This is a genomic window from Paenibacillus sp. ATY16 (genome assembly GCF_003399985.2).
Lineage (GTDB): Bacteria > Bacillota > Bacilli > Paenibacillales > Paenibacillaceae > Pristimantibacillus > Pristimantibacillus glycanilyticus.
The window spans coordinates 481,825-498,508 of record NZ_NMOK02000037.1; the positions used below are offsets into that span (position 1 = coordinate 481,825).

The following is a 16,684-nucleotide window of genomic DNA, read 5'->3' on the forward strand; positions in this document are numbered from 1 at the left end:
AGCGTCGTAGTAATCCCCCTACTACATGTGTAGCAGATTTGGATCCCTCATTAACCTAAACATTCCTGTGACTGCGGTTTTCAACGATTAATTATTAAACTCCCAGAAAACGTAAGGCGAGTTTTACGCTGGAATGTTCTTTATTTTCCGTCAGATAACTTTCATATGCCCATAAACGGGGGATTGGAAATCATTCTCGACTAAGAAAAATTTCTTCTCATCAAGCAAGAATTGGAGGTGAGTTCTGGTTGAGAAGGCAAAAATGCCGCCTTGCATAAGCAGATCTAAAAGAAGCCCAGCATGATCCAGTTGCAACGATTGCACGCCGAGTCCGGATACGCAGGCGGTGGAACTGCTGAAGTAGCTAGCGTACAACCACAAAAATACAGACAGGCAGTCTGATGGCTGAAAGAGCCCGAAGACTGCCTTTTTGCTCCCCGCGCAGAAAGGCCCGGCCGCTGGGATTGAAATGAGCCAGCAAAATTTGTATGTTGGTTGCATACCAATTTTTATAAAAGGGGCTATGTCCAGTGAAATTGGCAGAGGATTACCTTCGGCTGCGATGCGCTTATTCCGGTGAAAAAGAAGGAGAACCGTTTCGGGTGACGATCGACGGGCTCGCTGAGACCCTGTACTGCACGCCCCGTAACGCCAGGCTGATCCTGCGCAAAATGACGGATGCCGGCCTGATCCGGTATGTGGCCGGGCAGGGCAGAGGCCATCAGTCGGAACTGACGTTTCTGGCGGACAAGCAGGGGCTCGTGATTAGGGAAGCACAGCGATACGTGAAACAGGGAGATCTGCAGGGCGCTCTGCTCTGGGTAAAAGAGCAGGCGAGCGAACCCGATGTGATGCAGCGGTTTATGGACTGGCTGACCGGCTATTTCGGTTACCGGACGGAAACGACCGGGGAGGGTAGTATAGTGGAAACGCTCCGCCTGCCGATATACCGGCCGATCGTGACACTGGATCCGGCGGACGCGATGTATGCTTTCGATACCCATTTGATCCGCCAAATCCATGCGACCCTGGTGCAACTGGAAATGGAGATCGGCAAGGTTATTCCCGGCATCGCGCACCATTGGGAGTCCAGCTCCGATGCCTGCCTTTGGACGTTCTATTTACGGAAAGGCGTGACATTTCACGACGGCAAGGAGCTTACGGCCGATGACGTCAAATACAGCCTGTTACGCTTGCAGCAGGAATCTAACAATCATTCATGGCTGTGCAGGGACATCGCTGAGATCTACGCGGAATCGCGTTACACCGTCCGCATTGAGCTGCGTCAGCCCAATGTCCTGTTTGCCGTATTTATGTCGCATACGGGGACGGCGGTCCTTTCCCACGGCAGCGGGGAGTCCGGGGCCGGAACGGTTCCCTCAAGCCTGCCTGTCGGGGCCGGACCTTATCGGATCGCTAAGCTTACGTCGGGGATGTGCGTGCTTGAGGTTTTCCCGAATTATTATGCGGCCCGGGGCCTGATAGATCGTATTGAAGTGATGATCATCACGGACATCGGTGGTGTATGGACGGTGGAGAACAATCCAGGTGTACTGGTCGTTGAAACGGGGGAAGCCCGCCGCCAGGAACTGAAGACATGGCAGCGCAGCCGTCTCGTCACCGGATGCAGTATGCTGACCATGAACCTCGCCAAGCCTGGGGTTCTGCAAAACGGTTCCTTCCGCAGGGCACTTGCACTTGCGGTTGACCGGAACCGCATGGTCCGGGAGCTAGGGTACCCGCATGCCTTCCCCTGTCTCGGTTTTCATCTTGACCCTCAGCCGGTTGCTACTGATTCGCTGTATGATCTGGAAGAGGCATCCAAGGAATTAAAACGGGTCGAATATGGCGGAGAGGGGCTGAAGCTGTATGCGTACCGGCGTCATGAACAAGCGGCTTATTGGCTTCAGCAGCAATATGGTCAGGTCGGAATCCGGCTGGACGTTCATATTCTGCCCTGGGAGGAATTAATGAAGGAAGAACGGTTCCGGGAGGCGGACCTGATTTTGTTCGAGGCGCTGCTGAGCGAGGGGCTGCTCCGACAGATCGAATATTTGCTGTCCCGGAAGAGCTTCATTCGCAGCATGCTGAATCCCGGAATGCAGGTGGAAGTAGACCGGCTTGTGGGGCGGCTGCTTCAGGAGGCGGAACCGGAAGCCCGGGATGAGGCGCTTCAGCGATTGGAGACCTGGCTGATCGAACACGGCACGGCGGTCTATTTGACCTACAACGAGGCCCGGGTGCTGTCCCATCCGGCGCAGCAGGGCGTACGGTTGAATGCTGCCGGGTGGGTAGATTTTAAGGACATCTGGTTTAAAGGGGAAGGTTAACAGCGGCTGATCCATCGTGATTGCGGAACGAGAAAACATGACATCTGACGAAAGGGGAAATGTTTCCCGAGAAGATTACCTTTTTTTCATGCTCGTCCGGCTGTACAATGATCACAGCACAAGAGATGAAACTTAGAACGGAGTGAAGGTGAAGGGTATGGAAATTAGGCTGGACGATTTAAGCGGGCCGGAAATAGCAGCATTGATCCGCGAACATCTTCAAGGCATGGCGGAGGAATCCCCGGCGGAGAGCGTGCATGCCCTAGACCTGGACGGGCTGCGGCGGCCGGATGTGACACTCTGGAGCGCATGGGAGCAGGGGGAGCTGCTTGGCTGCGGGGCATTGAAGGAGCTCGATCCTGGCCACGGCGAGATCAAATCGATGCGGACCGCATCCGCCCACTTGCGTAAAGGCGTTGCCCGATCCATCTTGTCCCACATCATTGAGGAGGCCCGGCGGCGAGGATACCGGCGGCTGTGCCTGGAGACGGGCTCGATGGCGTCTTTCGAGCCGGCCAGACGGCTGTACACGGCCTTCGGCTTTGAGGAGTGCGGCCCATTTGCAGATTATACACTCGATCCTTACAGCACTTTTATGACCTTAGTCCTGTAACCTAAACATGCGAAGCTTGATGTGAAATAAGGACATGCTTCCTGTCATCGACAGGGCGAGCATGTTCTTTACATTAAGTGCCGAAGACTTAGCAAGGAATGACAGTGGTGAAGGTACTGCCCTATCGGGAAGTATTAGCTCAATAAAGATACTACGGCAGCTCTCTACATGATGACTGCCGTTTTCTCAACGAAAGCAGATTAATTGAGAAGTCTTAGCAAAATTTGTTTTTAGGAATGAGTTCCGAAAATTGATATAGTGAGTAATAATTCAAATGAAAAATGGAGAGAAAAATGCTCAAATACAAAAAGTTAATCGAGGCAATTCGTTTGATCGGTTTTTTAGCACTTGGATTGTACACGGCCTTTTCTAGAAATATTTTAGTTGGTCTAGCTGTTGCGATAATTTTGGGACTGATAGACCTGAAATTTATTAGGTCTCGTTTAAAACCTAAAGATAAAAATAAATATTGATGTATTAAGCTTCTTACAAAACTAATGAAAACAGAACAGTACGTTGGATCTTTAATCCGTTGCTTAATTATTATCGACAAACATTCCAGTTACTCGAATCTTTAAAAATCAGTGGTATGGATATAGCCATATGTTTGTCTAAACAAAAACGGTTAATTATTACTCCAATGATATATTGAAAAAGTGCGATCAGTCATTAAGCTAATGAGAGACGTTAGGAGTTCAGCAACACGACAGCAGCCGTCACATTATATCCGATGAAGCTGCACTGGGCATTCTTAGGTCTAGTTATTCCTTTCTCGGCATTTAAGTAAAATATATTTCGAGCGGACCTACCAGAACTAACCAAAAGCAACATTTAGAAGCTCACAACAAAAGCTGTGAGCTTCTTTGTTTAGGCAACTTTGACAATTCTTACAGAGACGTTCGGGATGTTAGAAAACTGGGAATTATAAATATTCCCTCCCAACGAATCTGCGGCAATCTCAAGGGTATTGGTAGGGTTGGGTGCAACCACAAGAAAGCCCGAGCTTAAAGTTTGAAAGTTTCCGGAAGTCGTCGAGGGGCTTACGACAGTAGTGCCGGGGATCACCGTACTGTTAAGAAGCGCTCTCGTTGATACAAAGACAGCTGTAGGTGCTGAAGATTTCGTCGTGTACTCGACCCAATAAGTACCGCTTTCCAGATTAATGACGGAAGAACCCGGTGTATGCGTAATTCCCGTAGACAACAGATAATTAGTATCTAGTGGAATACCCGTACCTTGGGAAATAAGCCCGGTAGTTGTGAGGTTGACGATAAATGCATTAGATTGCGTAGCTAAAGGACCTGTGGGCCCGGTTAATCCTTGATGTTGTTGATAATCTCTGTCTGGACTACATTTAGGTTAAGTGACAAGGTAATGAACAGCTGGTTGTAGACCTGTAAGAGCAGGTTGATCTTATCGATTTTAACGAAATTAAAATTTTCCAGCAATTGAATTGTCTTGCGCAGCAGATTCAGCAATACGAATTGATGGCATAAACGGTTGATAGTCAAAAAGTGTTCCAATCTTTTCAATTGCAGAATAAGAGGGCGGCTCTGCTTCTTATCGTCACTTTGAAGCGATGCAGGCAATGTCTCTTGAATGCCTAGTAAAATATTCGATAGAAGCTTGAATTGTTCTTGACTCATCCTCTTACGGCAGCTTCTCTTTCCGCGTGCGGCACTTTCGCGCTTTTTAAAGCACTTTTTCGGTTTTCGTAATTTGTACGACAGGATTTTACTCACCTCCATAGTACAATATGTAGGTGCTTGAATGGCGAAACGGCAGCAGCGGACGGGCCAAGTGCCATAGTCAAACCGTCCAGCATGCCGCTTGCGAAAATGTCGTACAGCCAAATGAGCTTAATTACATTTTTCCTAACGTCCCCGGATATTTTACCAAAAAACCAAAATTATTTGTTAATTTGGGAAAGCGATTTCAATCTAAAATGAAAGGGTATGCTTTGTGATCAGGAGGTGTTGTCGCAAGCTAGCGAGGATTTTGTATGGCTGATTAGCAAGGCTATATTTTTCTAATATAACCGAAACTCTCTGAATAGGGCAGAAAAAACATACATCTATGGAAGCTTCAAGAGTCTTGTTTCTTGCTGTGATTGCCGAATGCGAAATAAGCAGATGCTCAGATGATTTAGTAAAGTTAAGGGTATGACAAAACTAAAGAAACGCCTCCAGTTGCGATATATCCAAAATGCACCTCAATCATGCAGATTAGAAATCATACGATATAAAATTTGAGTTATACAACATAAGAACACAAAGGTATTATTGCCATATGCTGCAGCAGTTATTGATTAGACAAACAAAGAACACATTTGGAGGAAAACGATGAAAAAAGTCACTTTAATGGCACTAATAATTATGCTGTCTGCTATATGGTCAAGCCCCGGCTATGCGAGCAATACTTCAATCATTAATGGAAAGCTTGTTCAGGGGAGGACACTTGTACCCATCCGCGAATTGTCCGCTGTACTCAAAGCCAAAGTCATTTGGAATGAGAAGTCAAAGACTGTAACAATCACTCAAGAAAGTACTGCGATCGTATTAACAATAGACTCCAAACATGTACTCCTTAATGGAGTAGATATGGAAATTGATGTTCCTGCTCAGTTGCTTAATAATACAACTTACGTTCCGATCCGCTATGTAACTCAAGTACTGGGAGGAACAATCAAGTGGGAAACTGATGTTGCCGTCGCAGTTATCTCAGTTAACGATATGCAGATTCGAGTGCTAACCCAAACGGATAGTAAAAGTAATAGCTCGCAGATTCCGCAACAAACCATAGAGACCTTCGTTCAAAAGGCAAACGAGGCTGCTGACCTTTCAAAAATTACACAAGTTAGAACTCATTTTAAAGCCTATGTTACAGACTCCTTTATTAATAAACTCGTTCAACAAAAAGGCTTAGTTTATAAAACCCCGTTCACTGAGAAGTTCTACGCAAATACTTACGGATCATTTGGAAGTATTACGCAGAGTAGTTTTAATGCAGATAGAACCGCTTTTGCTATTGAACGCAGAATAATAGTTAAATTCATTGATGGAAAATGGTTGGTCGATGATATTGAATTTACAACCCTATATCCATAAGAAGACTGAATGTTTATATGATCAAAAAAATCCCAATCACAGCAGTCATTCTCCTAATTTATTATTCGCCGGATGTGCCGTTACGGTTAACAAAGATAAAGCCACTCAACGATTACTTCCAGATGAGAATTGGATCTATACTGTACACGTTTTTGCGGGCCAAGAGAATTACACCTTAATTGGCAAGGAACTTACCCGATTCCAGAATTCTTCAACAGATTTACAAAAAGGGTTCCGCGTACAATTTTGGGACGTTGGTGTAGAAAATCATACGAAGCGTGCTATCGCATTAGGGCTGGCAAATTTTCCAACGATATTAATTGTAGACAAGGATGGAATTGTTTTAGAGACACAAGATATTCCTACGATAGAGCGTTACTTGACCTCTCATCTAATGAAATAAAAGACAATATGGATGGACATAATGGTTATCACGTACCTTACCATTTAAAGAAATTAATTATTGAACCGTAAGGGGAGAAAACATCTCCTCTTACGAATTAAAGGTGGAGAAGCTATTATGGTCGAAATATTAATATGGATTTTTGCAATTGGCATGACTATAGTGGGGTATTATAAACTTTTTGGTTTATATAAAGAGTATTTAAAAACGAAACAAGAGGGAGGGGAATATCGAATCAGAAGGGTGATAAGCAAAATATTATTACCAGATAATCCTGTTCAAGCAACTATAATTTTATCCGGTTTTCTTCTATTGATTGCACTCTTAATAGAATTTGTTCGTTCCATTTTCTGAACTATAGAAGAAACATTTGAACTAATGAATGCCGAGTATTTCTAAAGCTAATCTTACACTTTCGTTTTCACGCTCCTTCGTTAAATAAAGTGCATATGCCCTAGTAATGGGGAATTCATAGTCGAAACGAAGTTCAAATAGTTCTCTAGAAGAAAGAAAAGGTTGTGCAATTTCAGAAGCAGAAATCTTAGGGGTGGAGTAAATTATTGTTTTAGGGATAATTATCTACATTTTTATAATTATATTGTTAGCATACAGAATGGTAAAACAAAGGTTCCGAAAACACAATACTGAGAATCTGGTCATTATTTTCGGCACGTTTATTTTATCAGAACAGATAGAAATTAATGGAACGGCACATGATATACTAAGAATAGTTTCTTTCTTACTTGCAATAATTTATATCGGTTTTATGATTTTTATGAGAGATAAAGAAGACCCTTCTCAGTGAAGGGATAGAGAACCACAGTCTTCGAAAAAAGCACTACGTGCTATGACATGAAATAAGGGTTTTTTATTACTTACAGACATATGTATAAAATACGGGTTTTGTGAAAAAGACGTTAAGAAAACCTGGCCACCCAGGGTTTTTATGATTATTTACTCAGTTTGCATTATTTTGTTTCTTTTTGGCTCTACATTTGATTTTGTTCTTTTGAATTGGATCTTTAGATTTGATCCTTAGATTGGATCTTTAGATTTGATCCTTAGATTTGATCTTTAGATTTGGTCTTTAGATTTGATCTTTAGATTTGGTCTTTAGATTTGATCTTTAGTTTTAATTCTTAGTTTTAATTCCTTAGATTTAATTCCTTAGATTTAATTCCTTAGATTTAATTCCTTAGATTCAATAATCTAATCTTTTATCAGTTTGGATTTTTTATTGTTGATTTAATCAACTGGATGATTATCATGTCATTTGTAATCATCATTTGGATTTGTCATTTACGCACAAAAAAACCAAGCTAATCATTATTCCTGGTTAGCCTGGTTTTCACTACTTATGAAAGCGTTTACATATTTTTTTCTTTTTTATTAGCTATTCTCTATCAACTTACCTTCATTAGCTTCCCATTTCGCGACTTCTTCACGAACTCTTGGTGCTACTTCGGTACCCAGCAACTCAATTGCGTTCATTACATCTTTATGCGGCATGGTGCCAACCGGCAGATGAAGGAAGAATCGCGTGAAGCCTAAATGCTTGCGCATAAAGATAATCTTGTTGGCCACGGTTTCGGGATCACCAACGAATAGTGCACCATCCAAAGTGCGTGACGCATCGAATTGCGAGCGTGTATATTGTCCCCAGCCGCGCTCTCTGCCGAAGTAGTTAAATGAGGCCTGGGTAGGCGGAAAATACTTATCAACCGCAAGCGAGTTGCTCTCCGCAACATATCCAAGGGAATGCACGGCTATCTTTAGCTTCGACACATCATGCCCGGCGCGGGCAGCTGCTTTCTTGTACAGCGGTACAAGCGGAGCAAAGTTTAGAGGGCTGCCGCCGATAATGGCTAATACTAAAGGCAAACCAAGCTGACCTGCGCGGATAACCGAATCCGGATTGCCTCCACTGCCAAGCCACACGGGCAATTGGTTTTGAACAGGACGGGGATACACGCCCAAGTTATCAAAAGCCGGACGGAATCCGCCTTTCCAGGTTACTTTTTCCGACTCGCGAAGCTTTAATAAGAGTTCCAGCTTTTCTTCAAACAGCTTATCATAGTCTTTTAAATCATATCCAAACAATGGAAATGCATCGACCATGGAGCCTCGGCCAGCGATAATCTCAGCCCGTCCATTCGAAATGCCGTCAAGCGTGGCGAATTGCTGGAACAAACGTACCGGATCCGCGGCAGACAGCACCGTCACCGAGCTGGTCAGCCGAATTTTTTTCGTCATTGGCGCGGCTGCAGCCAGAATAACGGCTGTAGCGGAATCCGCAAACTCTTTGCGATGATGCTCGCCAACGCCAAATATATCAAGTCCGACTTTATCAGCCAGTACAATTTCTTCTACAACCTGACGCAAACGCTCTCCATGACTAATCGTTTCGCCGGTTACGACATCCGGAGTTGTCTCGACGAATGTATCTATACCTATTTCCATGTTTAGTCCTCCTGCTTGTGATTATCTTCAGCTACGCGATTTTTGATACCGTAACCAATCTTCTTCATTACGTGGATGAGCTCAAGCTTTTCCTCGTCCGTTGCGAAAGACAACTGATCCGAGATAAATTGAGCATGCTTTGGAAAAATGTGATCAAAGCTGCTTCGTCCAGCAGCCGTTAAGGAGACATTCGTTTTTCTACGGTCCCCCGGAATAGGAGTTCGTTCCACCAAACCCTTTTTTTCAAGCTTGTCCACCACATAGGTGATACTCCCGCCTGGAATGGAGAACGTTTCGCTAATCCTTTGAATCGTCTGCGGTCCTCTATTATAAAGTAGCTCTAAAATTCGAAAGTTCTCCGCACTAATGCCGTAGCTGTCAATATCACGCTCTAGGCTCGTATACAACACGTTCACCATGTTCCTCAATACGCGAATTAGCTTTAAATCTAGTTCAATTCCTTCCGCATCGCGTTCAGTCAAGCTTCATCCTCCTATCAAGGTTTGACCCTAATTAATACCCTAACAATAGTTATTCTAATATTAGGATATTAATTTGTCAATCTAGTCAACACACAAGCCAACCTCCGGCAACCGACAAAAAACCGGACCAATTCCCGTTGGAGAATTGGCCCGGTTCTCTTTTATCCTTTGCTTTGCGCTTGACAGGCTTCCGCTGCAGCCGCCAAATAATAGGATAGCCCGGTTTGTTGAGTCTCCAGCATGCTTAAATGGAAATCATCCTGGAGAAAAAACTTCGTTTGTGCAGCAAAGTCCAAGGCCGAGAGTTTATGCCCGTGCCCATTCAGGAAATCGATATGCAATTTAATAAGATCAGTTACTTTCACATCGTTATGCTTCACTCCAGTTCTCAACGAGTCAGCCATGTTGCTCATAAAAGTCATCGCTTCAGCAGCTTGCTCGTTCATTTTCTGAACATCCGCCTCCTGAACCGTTAATGGCTCTATGCCGTAAGTTTCCTCCAGGTGTTTACTCTGCTCTTCAAGGGCCTCATTCCATTGCTGCTCATTGCTAAAGCCGGCAAATAATCGTTTATTCTCCAAGGGTATTCCTTCTTTCATCGACGTTATAGATAATTTAATCGTATCAATCAGGGTATGAAGTCTTTGGCTTTTGCTGATTAGCAAAGCTTCCTGCTTCTCGAGAATGGTTCTGCGATCGGGATTCGTGTTCATGATTTCTTTGATCTGTTCCAATGAAAATTCCAGCTCGCGATAAAATAAAATTTCCTGCAGGCGCTGCAACTCCTTTTCACCGTAGAACCGATAACCGGCTTCGCTGATTTCGCTTGGCATAAGCAGACCGATTTTATGATAATGATGCAGGGTTTTGATGGTCACATCCGCCATCTCGGAGACCTCTTTCACGGATAACAACATGCACAACCTCCTAATTCCCTTTCTTTTGGAACGGCCGTTCACATATTGAAGTTTATAGTCTCCCCTAAGAGGAGAGTCAATGCTTTTTTTAATATAAAAAACGAACCGATTCCGTTAGAATCGATTCGTTATTCTTTATCTCTGATTACTCAACATATGCCCATTGGTATTCGTCTTTTTCTTGCTGACATATACGCTGCGATACAGAAGAAGCAAACCAACATGAATGAGAGCAAGTACCAGATAAAGATTGCCGAATACAAAGGTAGCTTCGTTTGAATGCCAAGGGATCCAGCTCGACCGGGCGCCGTGGTCCATCACTTTGCCGTAAATCCCGGTAGAGACCGCGCCGGAAAGGAAATTGCACAATGTTAATAACCCCATTCCAACCCCAATCTGATCCCGGGGAATGCTGCGCGAAATGGTATTGGAAAGTACGATTTGCATGAACATCTGACCCACATTGCCAAGGGTGAAAATCAATCCAATCAGAACGGCCGGACTCCCTGCAAATAACGATAACAGTAGAAAACAACTGAATAATAATAACGACGCCGTGTGATACACGAAGGAATTGCCTTTGATATCCGCCAACTTCCCTACTTTTCGGCCTAAATAAGCCGACAAGCAAGCTCCGGGAACCATGACAAAGCCAATTAAACCTGGCTCCAACCGATTGATATCCGCCAACAATTGAGGCGTTAGAAACGGCAGCGCGTAACTGACGCTCATCACGATAGCGGCAATCATTAATCCCATTAAATAAATGCGATCCCTCATAAGCGCCCGTGAGATAAAGGGATCAGCCGCTGTACGTATGCGCCACAAGAAACCGATAAGCAGCAATGCACTGCCTGCTCCCAGCCACATGTTCCCTTGAGTTATCGCAAGTAGCAACAGGGCTACCGTCCCCGTAAGAAGTCCTCCTCCAAGCCAATCAATAGGTCTGCCTTCTTTTATATCCGAGCTCAAATGCTTACGGTAGAACGGCAAAGTGACGAGAATAAGCAAAGGAATCGCGAACAGCCATCTCCAATGGACAAATGATACCAAAAGTGATGAGACAATAGGTCCAATCGCGTTGCCAAGCGCTAATCCGGTAGCCGAAATCCCCAGGGCATGCCCCCTTCTTTCCGGCGGGAAATAGCGGACTGGAATTAACATGGCTAAAGCCGGAATAACGGATGCGCCCACCGCTTGCAAAATTCTGGCCATCAGCACGAAAGGATAAGATCCCGCGAGCAGCCCTAGCAAAGAGCCTGAAGCAAATACGAGAAGCCCAAAGGTGATCAGATTTTTGGCCTGATAACGATCAAGCAGCTTGCCGTAAATAACGGAACCCACTGCATAGATCAGTAAATAGGCCGTTGATACCCAACTGACTTGAGCCATGGATAATTCAAAGTCGGTCCGGATCTCGGGAAGAACAATATTGAACATCGTTGCGCTCATGGAAGATATAATCAAGGTGAACGCTAGAAGCTTAATGAGCACGACTCCTATGGCGGGTTGCGTGACGTCAGGTTGTTCTGCTGGCATTGTGATTTCCCTCCTGCATCTCTTTATATTTACCAATATACCCCTCACAAAAGATAAATGATAATATATATTATTGTATGTTATTATATACTCAGGTATATGGAAACGAAGGTAACAAAGAAAGAATGTGGAGGTTTACTTATTGGAACTGCTTCAGCTTCATTATTTTCGTACGGTCGCGAAATACGAGCATATGACAAAAGCAGCCGAAGTGCTTCGTATTGCTCAGCCTGCGCTTAGCAAGACCATCTCGCGTCTAGAAGAAGACGTTGGCGTCGCCCTGTTCGACCGGAATAACCGGCAAATCCGCTTGAATCGTTTCGGCAAAGCTTTTCTGCAGCAGGTTGAGATCGCGCTTGGAGCGCTTGACGAAGGACGAAGGGAATTGACGGATATGCTGGGCACGGAACAAGGAACAATACGGCTCGCTACCCCTACGCTTAACCGCCTCTCTTCCACCATAAGCGAATTCCGCAAGGAGAATCCGGAAATTATTTTCCGCGTGACCCAGATCCCTCCGGCCTCGTCGAGCGATATGGTCGGACTGTTGGAGCGCGGCGATGTAGACCTCTGCTTCATTGCCGCACCGCTGAATCAATCCTGGATTAAGGAGCAAATCGTATGGAAGGCGGAAGTATGCCTTGCCGTACCGATCACCCACCCACTTGCGGGCAGAGACACAATTACCTTGATTGAGACGGCAAATGAGGCCTATATCGAATATCATGCGGGGCATCCATTCCGTCAAATTAACGAAGCTTATTGCGAAGCCGCGGGTATATCCAGAAATATCATTTGCGAGGTGGATGAGCCTTCCGCGTTATGGAGTCTTGTTCAAGCGGGACTTGGCATTGCCTTTGTACCGAGAAATACGAATGAAGATCCCCATGTTAAGCTGCTGAGCATTCAATCGCCGGTCTGTGAACGCGAATTCTCCATTGCCTGGAACGAGAAGCGTTACTTGTCCCGCGCTTCAAGGCGGTACCTGGAATTCCTGGAGTCCTACAAGCAGCATGATCTAATCGGACAATAAAAAACCGGATCGTTCTCCGTAAGAGAATCGATCCGGTTTCGCTTGTGTTCCGATATATGTTTTATGTCCGCCGCCTGCGCCAGCCAAAAATCTTTACATGAACGATGGCTTTGGTCGACCAATGGGCAATGAGATGAAGAATAATAAAGGCAAAGACCAGGGGCTTGAACAATAACCAACATACCGCCCACATGACAAAAATTTGCCAAGGCTTCATTTTACGGAATAATTTATTAGGCCACAAACAGATCCGGTAGAGTATATATTGATTCTGAAGCGACTCCAGGTATTCGTCTTGATACTGCTTCTCGTCCGGATTTAACCGTACCGCGCTTCGCATGTAAGTCTCGTGCAGCTTATAATCCCCTCTTCTTGCAGCCGACCAAGCTAGATACATCAACACAATCGGTTCCTCTGCACCGTACCTTAGCGCTTCGCGTTCCGTCTCCCTGGATACGGCATCATTTCCAAGCAGAGCTTCCGTGTAGCTGAGAATGGACAAATACTGAGGATTCTCGGGTTCCAGCTCTAAGGCGATCTCGATTTGTTCCTTCGCTTCGTTGAATTTGCCCTTCTTGTTCAACTGATTAGCCTGCAAATAATAATAATGCGCCTCGTAAGGGTCAATTCGCAGCGCTTCCCTGACCGCTTCATGAAAGGCTGCCTCGTTGCCGGTCTCGTAAAACAACGAAACGCGCACATACCAGCCCAGATGGTGCTCAGGATCGCGTTTTAACGCCTCATCCACCCAATGTTGGGCTTTCTCGTAATCCCCCATTAATACGCAAATTTGCGCGTATAAAGCGTAGGGATCCGGACTATGAGGATCATCCCTAAGAAGCTTCTCCGTTTCAATCAAAGCTTCCTTATACTTCTTCCAGGACATCAGCTGGTAAACGTTCGTGTAGCCTGTATGAGAGGATGGGGGTAATGTCTCTTCTTCCAATACGTAATCCTCCTCCCGAATCGTCTATTTTATCCCATGCTTCTTTGCGTAATCCAGCACAATCTTGTAATCTCCGTTCACGTCGCTGAAGGTGGCGTAGTTTCTGGCTGTCGCAAACCATTCGATCGTTGTCGCTTTCCGCTCTTTCAGCGCTTTCCGGAGATCATCCTGGGTAATCGGCTGAATCTCTCCGGTTTCGAACGTTCTCTCCATTGCCGAGGTTACGGCATCATTAACAACCTGCTCCAGATCCGCGCCCGAGAACAGCTTCGTCTCTGCGGCAAGCTTGCCCAGATTCAGCGAGCTCGCGGGCTTGCCTGCAAGCTTCAGCCGCAAAATGGTAGAACGTTCTTCCTCCTCCGGCGGTGGTACAAACACAAGATGATTGAACCGTCCAGGGCGGCGCAAGGCGGAATCCAGATACCAAGGCGTATTGGTTGCCCCAATGACGAATACTTGGTCGTTGCAGGATTGCAGCCCGTCCAGCTCCGTCAGAAGCTGATTGACGAGCATGCGCTCATGATGCTGCCTCATCTGATGACGGCTGCCGCCCATTGCGTCCAGCTCATCGATGAAGATGACGCAAGGTTTATTTTCCCGGGCTTTCTGGAATACATCGTGCAGGTTATGCTCGCTTTGACCGACATACATCGACAGGATCGCCTGCAGCTCGATATGAATGAAGTTCGCGTCAATCTCGCCGGCAACAGCCCGGGCAAGGAACGTCTTGCCGCATCCCGGAGGTCCGAACAAGAGAAGGCTGCCGCCGGCCTCTTTGCCATAAGCCTTGAAGATTTCCGGCTGCTGCAATGGCAAAATAAAGTTCATGCGGATCTTCTTCTTCACTTCTTCCAGGCCGCCAACATCCTCGAAGGTTTCTTTGGGCTTATCCGATTCGACCAAGGAATGCTCATCCTTATCGAACTGCATCAGCTTCAGCTTATTTCTTCGCCTCTCCGAAAGTTCATCATAATCCGACATTCTGGGATTCCTCCTTCACCGCTATATAGAAAATAGTATCATATTCATTTCGCCGTTTGTTTTACTTTCTCGTGAAGAAGCTCGAATGCCTGCTTTAACCGGTCTTTCGGAATCGCAGGATAACGGTCTCCCAAGCTTACTTCATAGTAAGAAGCACCTTCCCCCGCGTCGCGGACATTACCCGTCAGGCCGATCCCGGTCTCTTCATATACGGCGATCAAGATAGTCTCAAAGGTTTCTTTCGGAAAAGCCGCGTGAACATGGAACATATTCGACACCGGCACCAAAGGGCGGGTCGTTACGCCTTCAATGCCGCTATTGTACAAGCCGGCCAATTCGACGGCAGAACGGTAATACTGTTCCATCTTCGGAAGCCGTTCGTCAAACGCTTGATCCGCATTCAGAATATAGGGATAAAGGCTGATCAGATCACCGCCATGGCGCCGTTTCCAGATCTTCGATTGCTTGGTGAACTCTTCCCCGCCGGCAAGAATGGCTCCGGCAATTCCGCCGATGCCTTTGTAAAAGGATACATAAACGCTATCAAACAAGCTGCATACTTCCGCTGCCGTCTTCCCGTAATAAGGCAAAATCTCATACAGTCTAGCTCCGTCAAGATGAAGCTTGATGCCTTTCGCGCGGCAGTAGTCCGCAATCGCCTCAAGCTCCTCGAAGGCAGGCAGCTGTCCTCCGATTTCACGCTGGGGCAGTTCGAGCAGCAGACAAGCAATGCCATCCTCCATGCTCTTCACATCGTCAAGCGTGATTAACCGGTCTTTATCCGCCAGCAGAACAGGCTCGATATGGTGAAGCTCCTTGAGCCCGTCCTGCTCATGAATCTCCAGATGGCATAACGGATGGTACGCAACCTTGCGGCTGCCCTTTTCCTCGCACCATAGACGCAGCGCGATTTGTTGAGCCATCGTTCCGCTCGGGAAAAAGACCGCCGAAGGTTTTCCCAGATAAGCCGCTATTTTCGTCTGAAAGTCTTCGATAACGGTTCCCGTACCGTAAATATCGCTATCTATTGCGCCGTCCAAGTGATCAAACGTATCCTTAAGAACCTGAACATTTCGCTTTCCGTGTCCGACTACCGGGTATTTAGCTGTGTTAAAAGCTTCTAGAAGTGTCTTTACCAATTTAATTTCCTACCTTCATAATCTACGTATTCGCATTCCATTTCAGCTGCATCCCTGGATAATGCCGACTGGATAACGTTCGTAATCCCTGCCGCAGACTGCTGGGGAGTCAGTTCAGCCGCATCATCCAGCTTGCCCTGCATATGCGTCTTCACCCAGCCCGGATGAATGACCAGCACGCGTCCTCCCTGCGGCTTCAGGCCGTTATGTATAAGCTTCGACTGCATGTTTACCGCCGATTTGGACATGCAGTACGCATACCAGGCATCACGCCAGCAGTCGGTAATGCTTCCTGCTTCCGAGGAGATATTTGCAATCAGCTTGGAATCGCTTTGCAGCAGAAGCGGCGTGAACGTGTGGCTCATGCGCAGGCTGCCCAAGGCATTCACATTAAAAACGCTCAGCATTTCTTCGTAATGAAGCTCCCCGAGAATGGTATTTCTAATATCTCCCAATATCGCTGCGTTATTTATAAGGACATCAAGCTTATCGGTCCGGGACCGTACCCATTCATAAGCCTGCTTCACGCTTGCATCGCTTGCCACATCCAGCGGGAACACCGTCAGCTGCTCGCCGTATTGCTGCTGCAGCTCTTGCAGTCCGGGGCTGTCCGCGTACTGTCCCGCGAATACGCGGTTGCCGTCCTCCAGCCATTTGGCGGCAAGCGCCAAGCCAACCCCGCGATCCGCGCCTGTCACTAGCAAAGTTCTGATCATCCGTATCCCGTCTCCTCT

15 protein-coding genes are annotated in these 16,684 nt (G+C 46.3%); 6 read left to right on the forward strand and 9 right to left on the reverse strand.

Annotated features, from left to right (window positions below; all coding sequences use genetic code 11):
• Positions 1 to 530 precede the first annotated feature (530 nt).
• Entirely contained in the window at positions 531 to 2,330 is a 1,800-nt protein-coding gene (locus CFI03_RS22520; protein ID WP_248759893.1) for an ABC transporter substrate-binding protein, read from the forward strand.
• A 157-nt stretch (positions 2,331 to 2,487) separates the two neighbouring features.
• On the forward strand, positions 2,488 to 2,943 hold the full coding sequence (locus CFI03_RS22525) for a GNAT family N-acetyltransferase (RefSeq protein ID WP_248759900.1): 456 nt from the start codon (positions 2,488 to 2,490) through the stop codon (positions 2,941 to 2,943).
• 1,313 nt (positions 2,944 to 4,256) lie between these two features.
• On the opposite strand, the gene CFI03_RS22530 is transcribed toward CFI03_RS22525, so the two are convergent.
• Complete coding sequence (locus CFI03_RS22530; protein ID WP_248759902.1) at positions 4,257 to 4,589, reverse strand: hypothetical protein; 333 nt, start codon at positions 4,587 to 4,589, stop codon at positions 4,257 to 4,259.
• A gap of 696 nt (positions 4,590 to 5,285) precedes the next feature.
• Here CFI03_RS22530 and CFI03_RS22535 point away from each other — a divergent pair.
• The 3 genes from CFI03_RS22535 (at position 5,286) to CFI03_RS22545 (ending at position 6,807) form a co-directional block, all read left to right on the forward strand.
• Positions 5,286 to 6,050, forward strand: a complete 765-nt coding sequence (locus CFI03_RS22535; RefSeq protein ID WP_248759904.1) for a copper amine oxidase N-terminal domain-containing protein — start codon at positions 5,286 to 5,288, stop codon at positions 6,048 to 6,050.
• A complete protein-coding gene (locus CFI03_RS22540) occupies positions 6,019 to 6,453 on the forward strand; it encodes a hypothetical protein (RefSeq protein WP_248759906.1) in 435 nt (144 codons plus the stop codon). The genes CFI03_RS22535 and CFI03_RS22540 overlap by 32 nt, the downstream gene beginning before the upstream one ends.
• Before the next feature lie 117 nt (positions 6,454 to 6,570).
• Entirely contained in the window at positions 6,571 to 6,807 is a 237-nt protein-coding gene (locus CFI03_RS22545; RefSeq protein ID WP_248759909.1) for a hypothetical protein, read from the forward strand.
• A 1,035-nt stretch (positions 6,808 to 7,842) separates the two neighbouring features.
• Here the strand turns inward: CFI03_RS22545 and CFI03_RS22550 are convergent.
• From CFI03_RS22550 to CFI03_RS22565, 4 genes are all read right to left on the reverse strand, one after another.
• A complete protein-coding gene (locus CFI03_RS22550) occupies positions 7,843 to 8,913 on the reverse strand; it encodes an LLM class flavin-dependent oxidoreductase (RefSeq protein ID WP_248759911.1) in 1,071 nt (356 codons plus the stop codon).
• Between the two features lie 2 nt (positions 8,914 to 8,915).
• The gene (locus CFI03_RS22555; RefSeq protein ID WP_248759913.1) at positions 8,916 to 9,395 is read right to left on the reverse strand and encodes a MarR family winged helix-turn-helix transcriptional regulator; all 480 of its coding nucleotides are present in this window, start codon (positions 9,393 to 9,395) and stop codon (positions 8,916 to 8,918) included.
• 161 nt (positions 9,396 to 9,556) lie between these two features.
• Entirely contained in the window at positions 9,557 to 10,312 is a 756-nt protein-coding gene (locus CFI03_RS22560; RefSeq protein WP_248759915.1) for a MerR family transcriptional regulator, read from the reverse strand.
• Positions 10,313 to 10,447: 135 nt separating this feature from the next.
• Positions 10,448 to 11,851: an MFS transporter gene (locus tag CFI03_RS22565; RefSeq protein ID WP_248759917.1), complete on the reverse strand. Its 1,404-nt coding sequence runs from the start codon at positions 11,849 to 11,851 to the stop codon at positions 10,448 to 10,450.
• Positions 11,852 to 11,993: 142 nt separating this feature from the next.
• Here CFI03_RS22565 and CFI03_RS22570 point away from each other — a divergent pair, with 142 nt between their 5' ends.
• Positions 11,994 to 12,884 (forward strand): LysR family transcriptional regulator, encoded by an 891-nt coding sequence (locus tag CFI03_RS22570; protein WP_248759919.1) that lies wholly within the window; start codon positions 11,994 to 11,996, stop codon positions 12,882 to 12,884.
• A 61-nt stretch (positions 12,885 to 12,945) separates the two neighbouring features.
• On the opposite strand, the gene CFI03_RS22575 is transcribed toward CFI03_RS22570, so the two are convergent.
• From CFI03_RS22575 to CFI03_RS22590, 4 genes are read right to left on the reverse strand one after another with little or no spacing between them, the layout of a single operon-like run.
• Positions 12,946 to 13,830, reverse strand: a complete 885-nt coding sequence (locus tag CFI03_RS22575) for a tetratricopeptide repeat protein (protein WP_248759921.1) — start codon at positions 13,828 to 13,830, stop codon at positions 12,946 to 12,948.
• A 24-nt stretch (positions 13,831 to 13,854) separates the two neighbouring features.
• A complete protein-coding gene (locus CFI03_RS22580) occupies positions 13,855 to 14,811 on the reverse strand; it encodes an ATP-binding protein (protein ID WP_248759923.1) in 957 nt (318 codons plus the stop codon).
• A gap of 44 nt (positions 14,812 to 14,855) precedes the next feature.
• Positions 14,856 to 15,956: a threonine aldolase family protein gene (locus CFI03_RS22585; RefSeq protein WP_248760113.1), complete on the reverse strand. Its 1,101-nt coding sequence runs from the start codon at positions 15,954 to 15,956 to the stop codon at positions 14,856 to 14,858.
• Complete coding sequence (locus CFI03_RS22590) at positions 15,944 to 16,666, reverse strand: SDR family NAD(P)-dependent oxidoreductase (RefSeq protein WP_248759925.1); 723 nt, start codon at positions 16,664 to 16,666, stop codon at positions 15,944 to 15,946. The genes CFI03_RS22585 and CFI03_RS22590 overlap by 13 nt, the downstream gene beginning before the upstream one ends.
• Positions 16,667 to 16,684: the final 18 nt, after the last annotated feature.

Bases quoted from the DNA above. Each gene is read 5' to 3' on its own strand.
- CFI03_RS22525 (WP_248759900.1), top strand. From the start codon at position 2,488: ATGGAAATTAGGCTGGACGATTTAAGCGGGCCGGAAATAGCAGCATTG.
- CFI03_RS22530 (WP_248759902.1), bottom strand. From the start codon at position 4,589: ATGAGTCAAGAACAATTCAAGCTTCTATCGAATATTTTACTAGGCATT.
- CFI03_RS22535 (WP_248759904.1), top strand. From the start codon at position 5,286: ATGAAAAAAGTCACTTTAATGGCACTAATAATTATGCTGTCTGCTATA.
- CFI03_RS22540 (WP_248759906.1), top strand. From the start codon at position 6,019: ATGATATTGAATTTACAACCCTATATCCATAAGAAGACTGAATGTTTA.
- CFI03_RS22545 (WP_248759909.1), top strand. From the start codon at position 6,571: ATGGTCGAAATATTAATATGGATTTTTGCAATTGGCATGACTATAGTG.
- CFI03_RS22550 (WP_248759911.1), bottom strand. From the start codon at position 8,913: ATGGAAATAGGTATAGATACATTCGTCGAGACAACTCCGGATGTCGTA.
- CFI03_RS22560 (WP_248759915.1), bottom strand. From the start codon at position 10,312: ATGTTGTTATCCGTGAAAGAGGTCTCCGAGATGGCGGATGTGACCATC.
- CFI03_RS22565 (WP_248759917.1), bottom strand. From the start codon at position 11,851: ATGCCAGCAGAACAACCTGACGTCACGCAACCCGCCATAGGAGTCGTG.
- CFI03_RS22580 (WP_248759923.1), bottom strand. From the start codon at position 14,811: ATGTCGGATTATGATGAACTTTCGGAGAGGCGAAGAAATAAGCTGAAG.
- CFI03_RS22590 (WP_248759925.1), bottom strand. From the start codon at position 16,666: ATGATCAGAACTTTGCTAGTGACAGGCGCGGATCGCGGGGTTGGCTTG.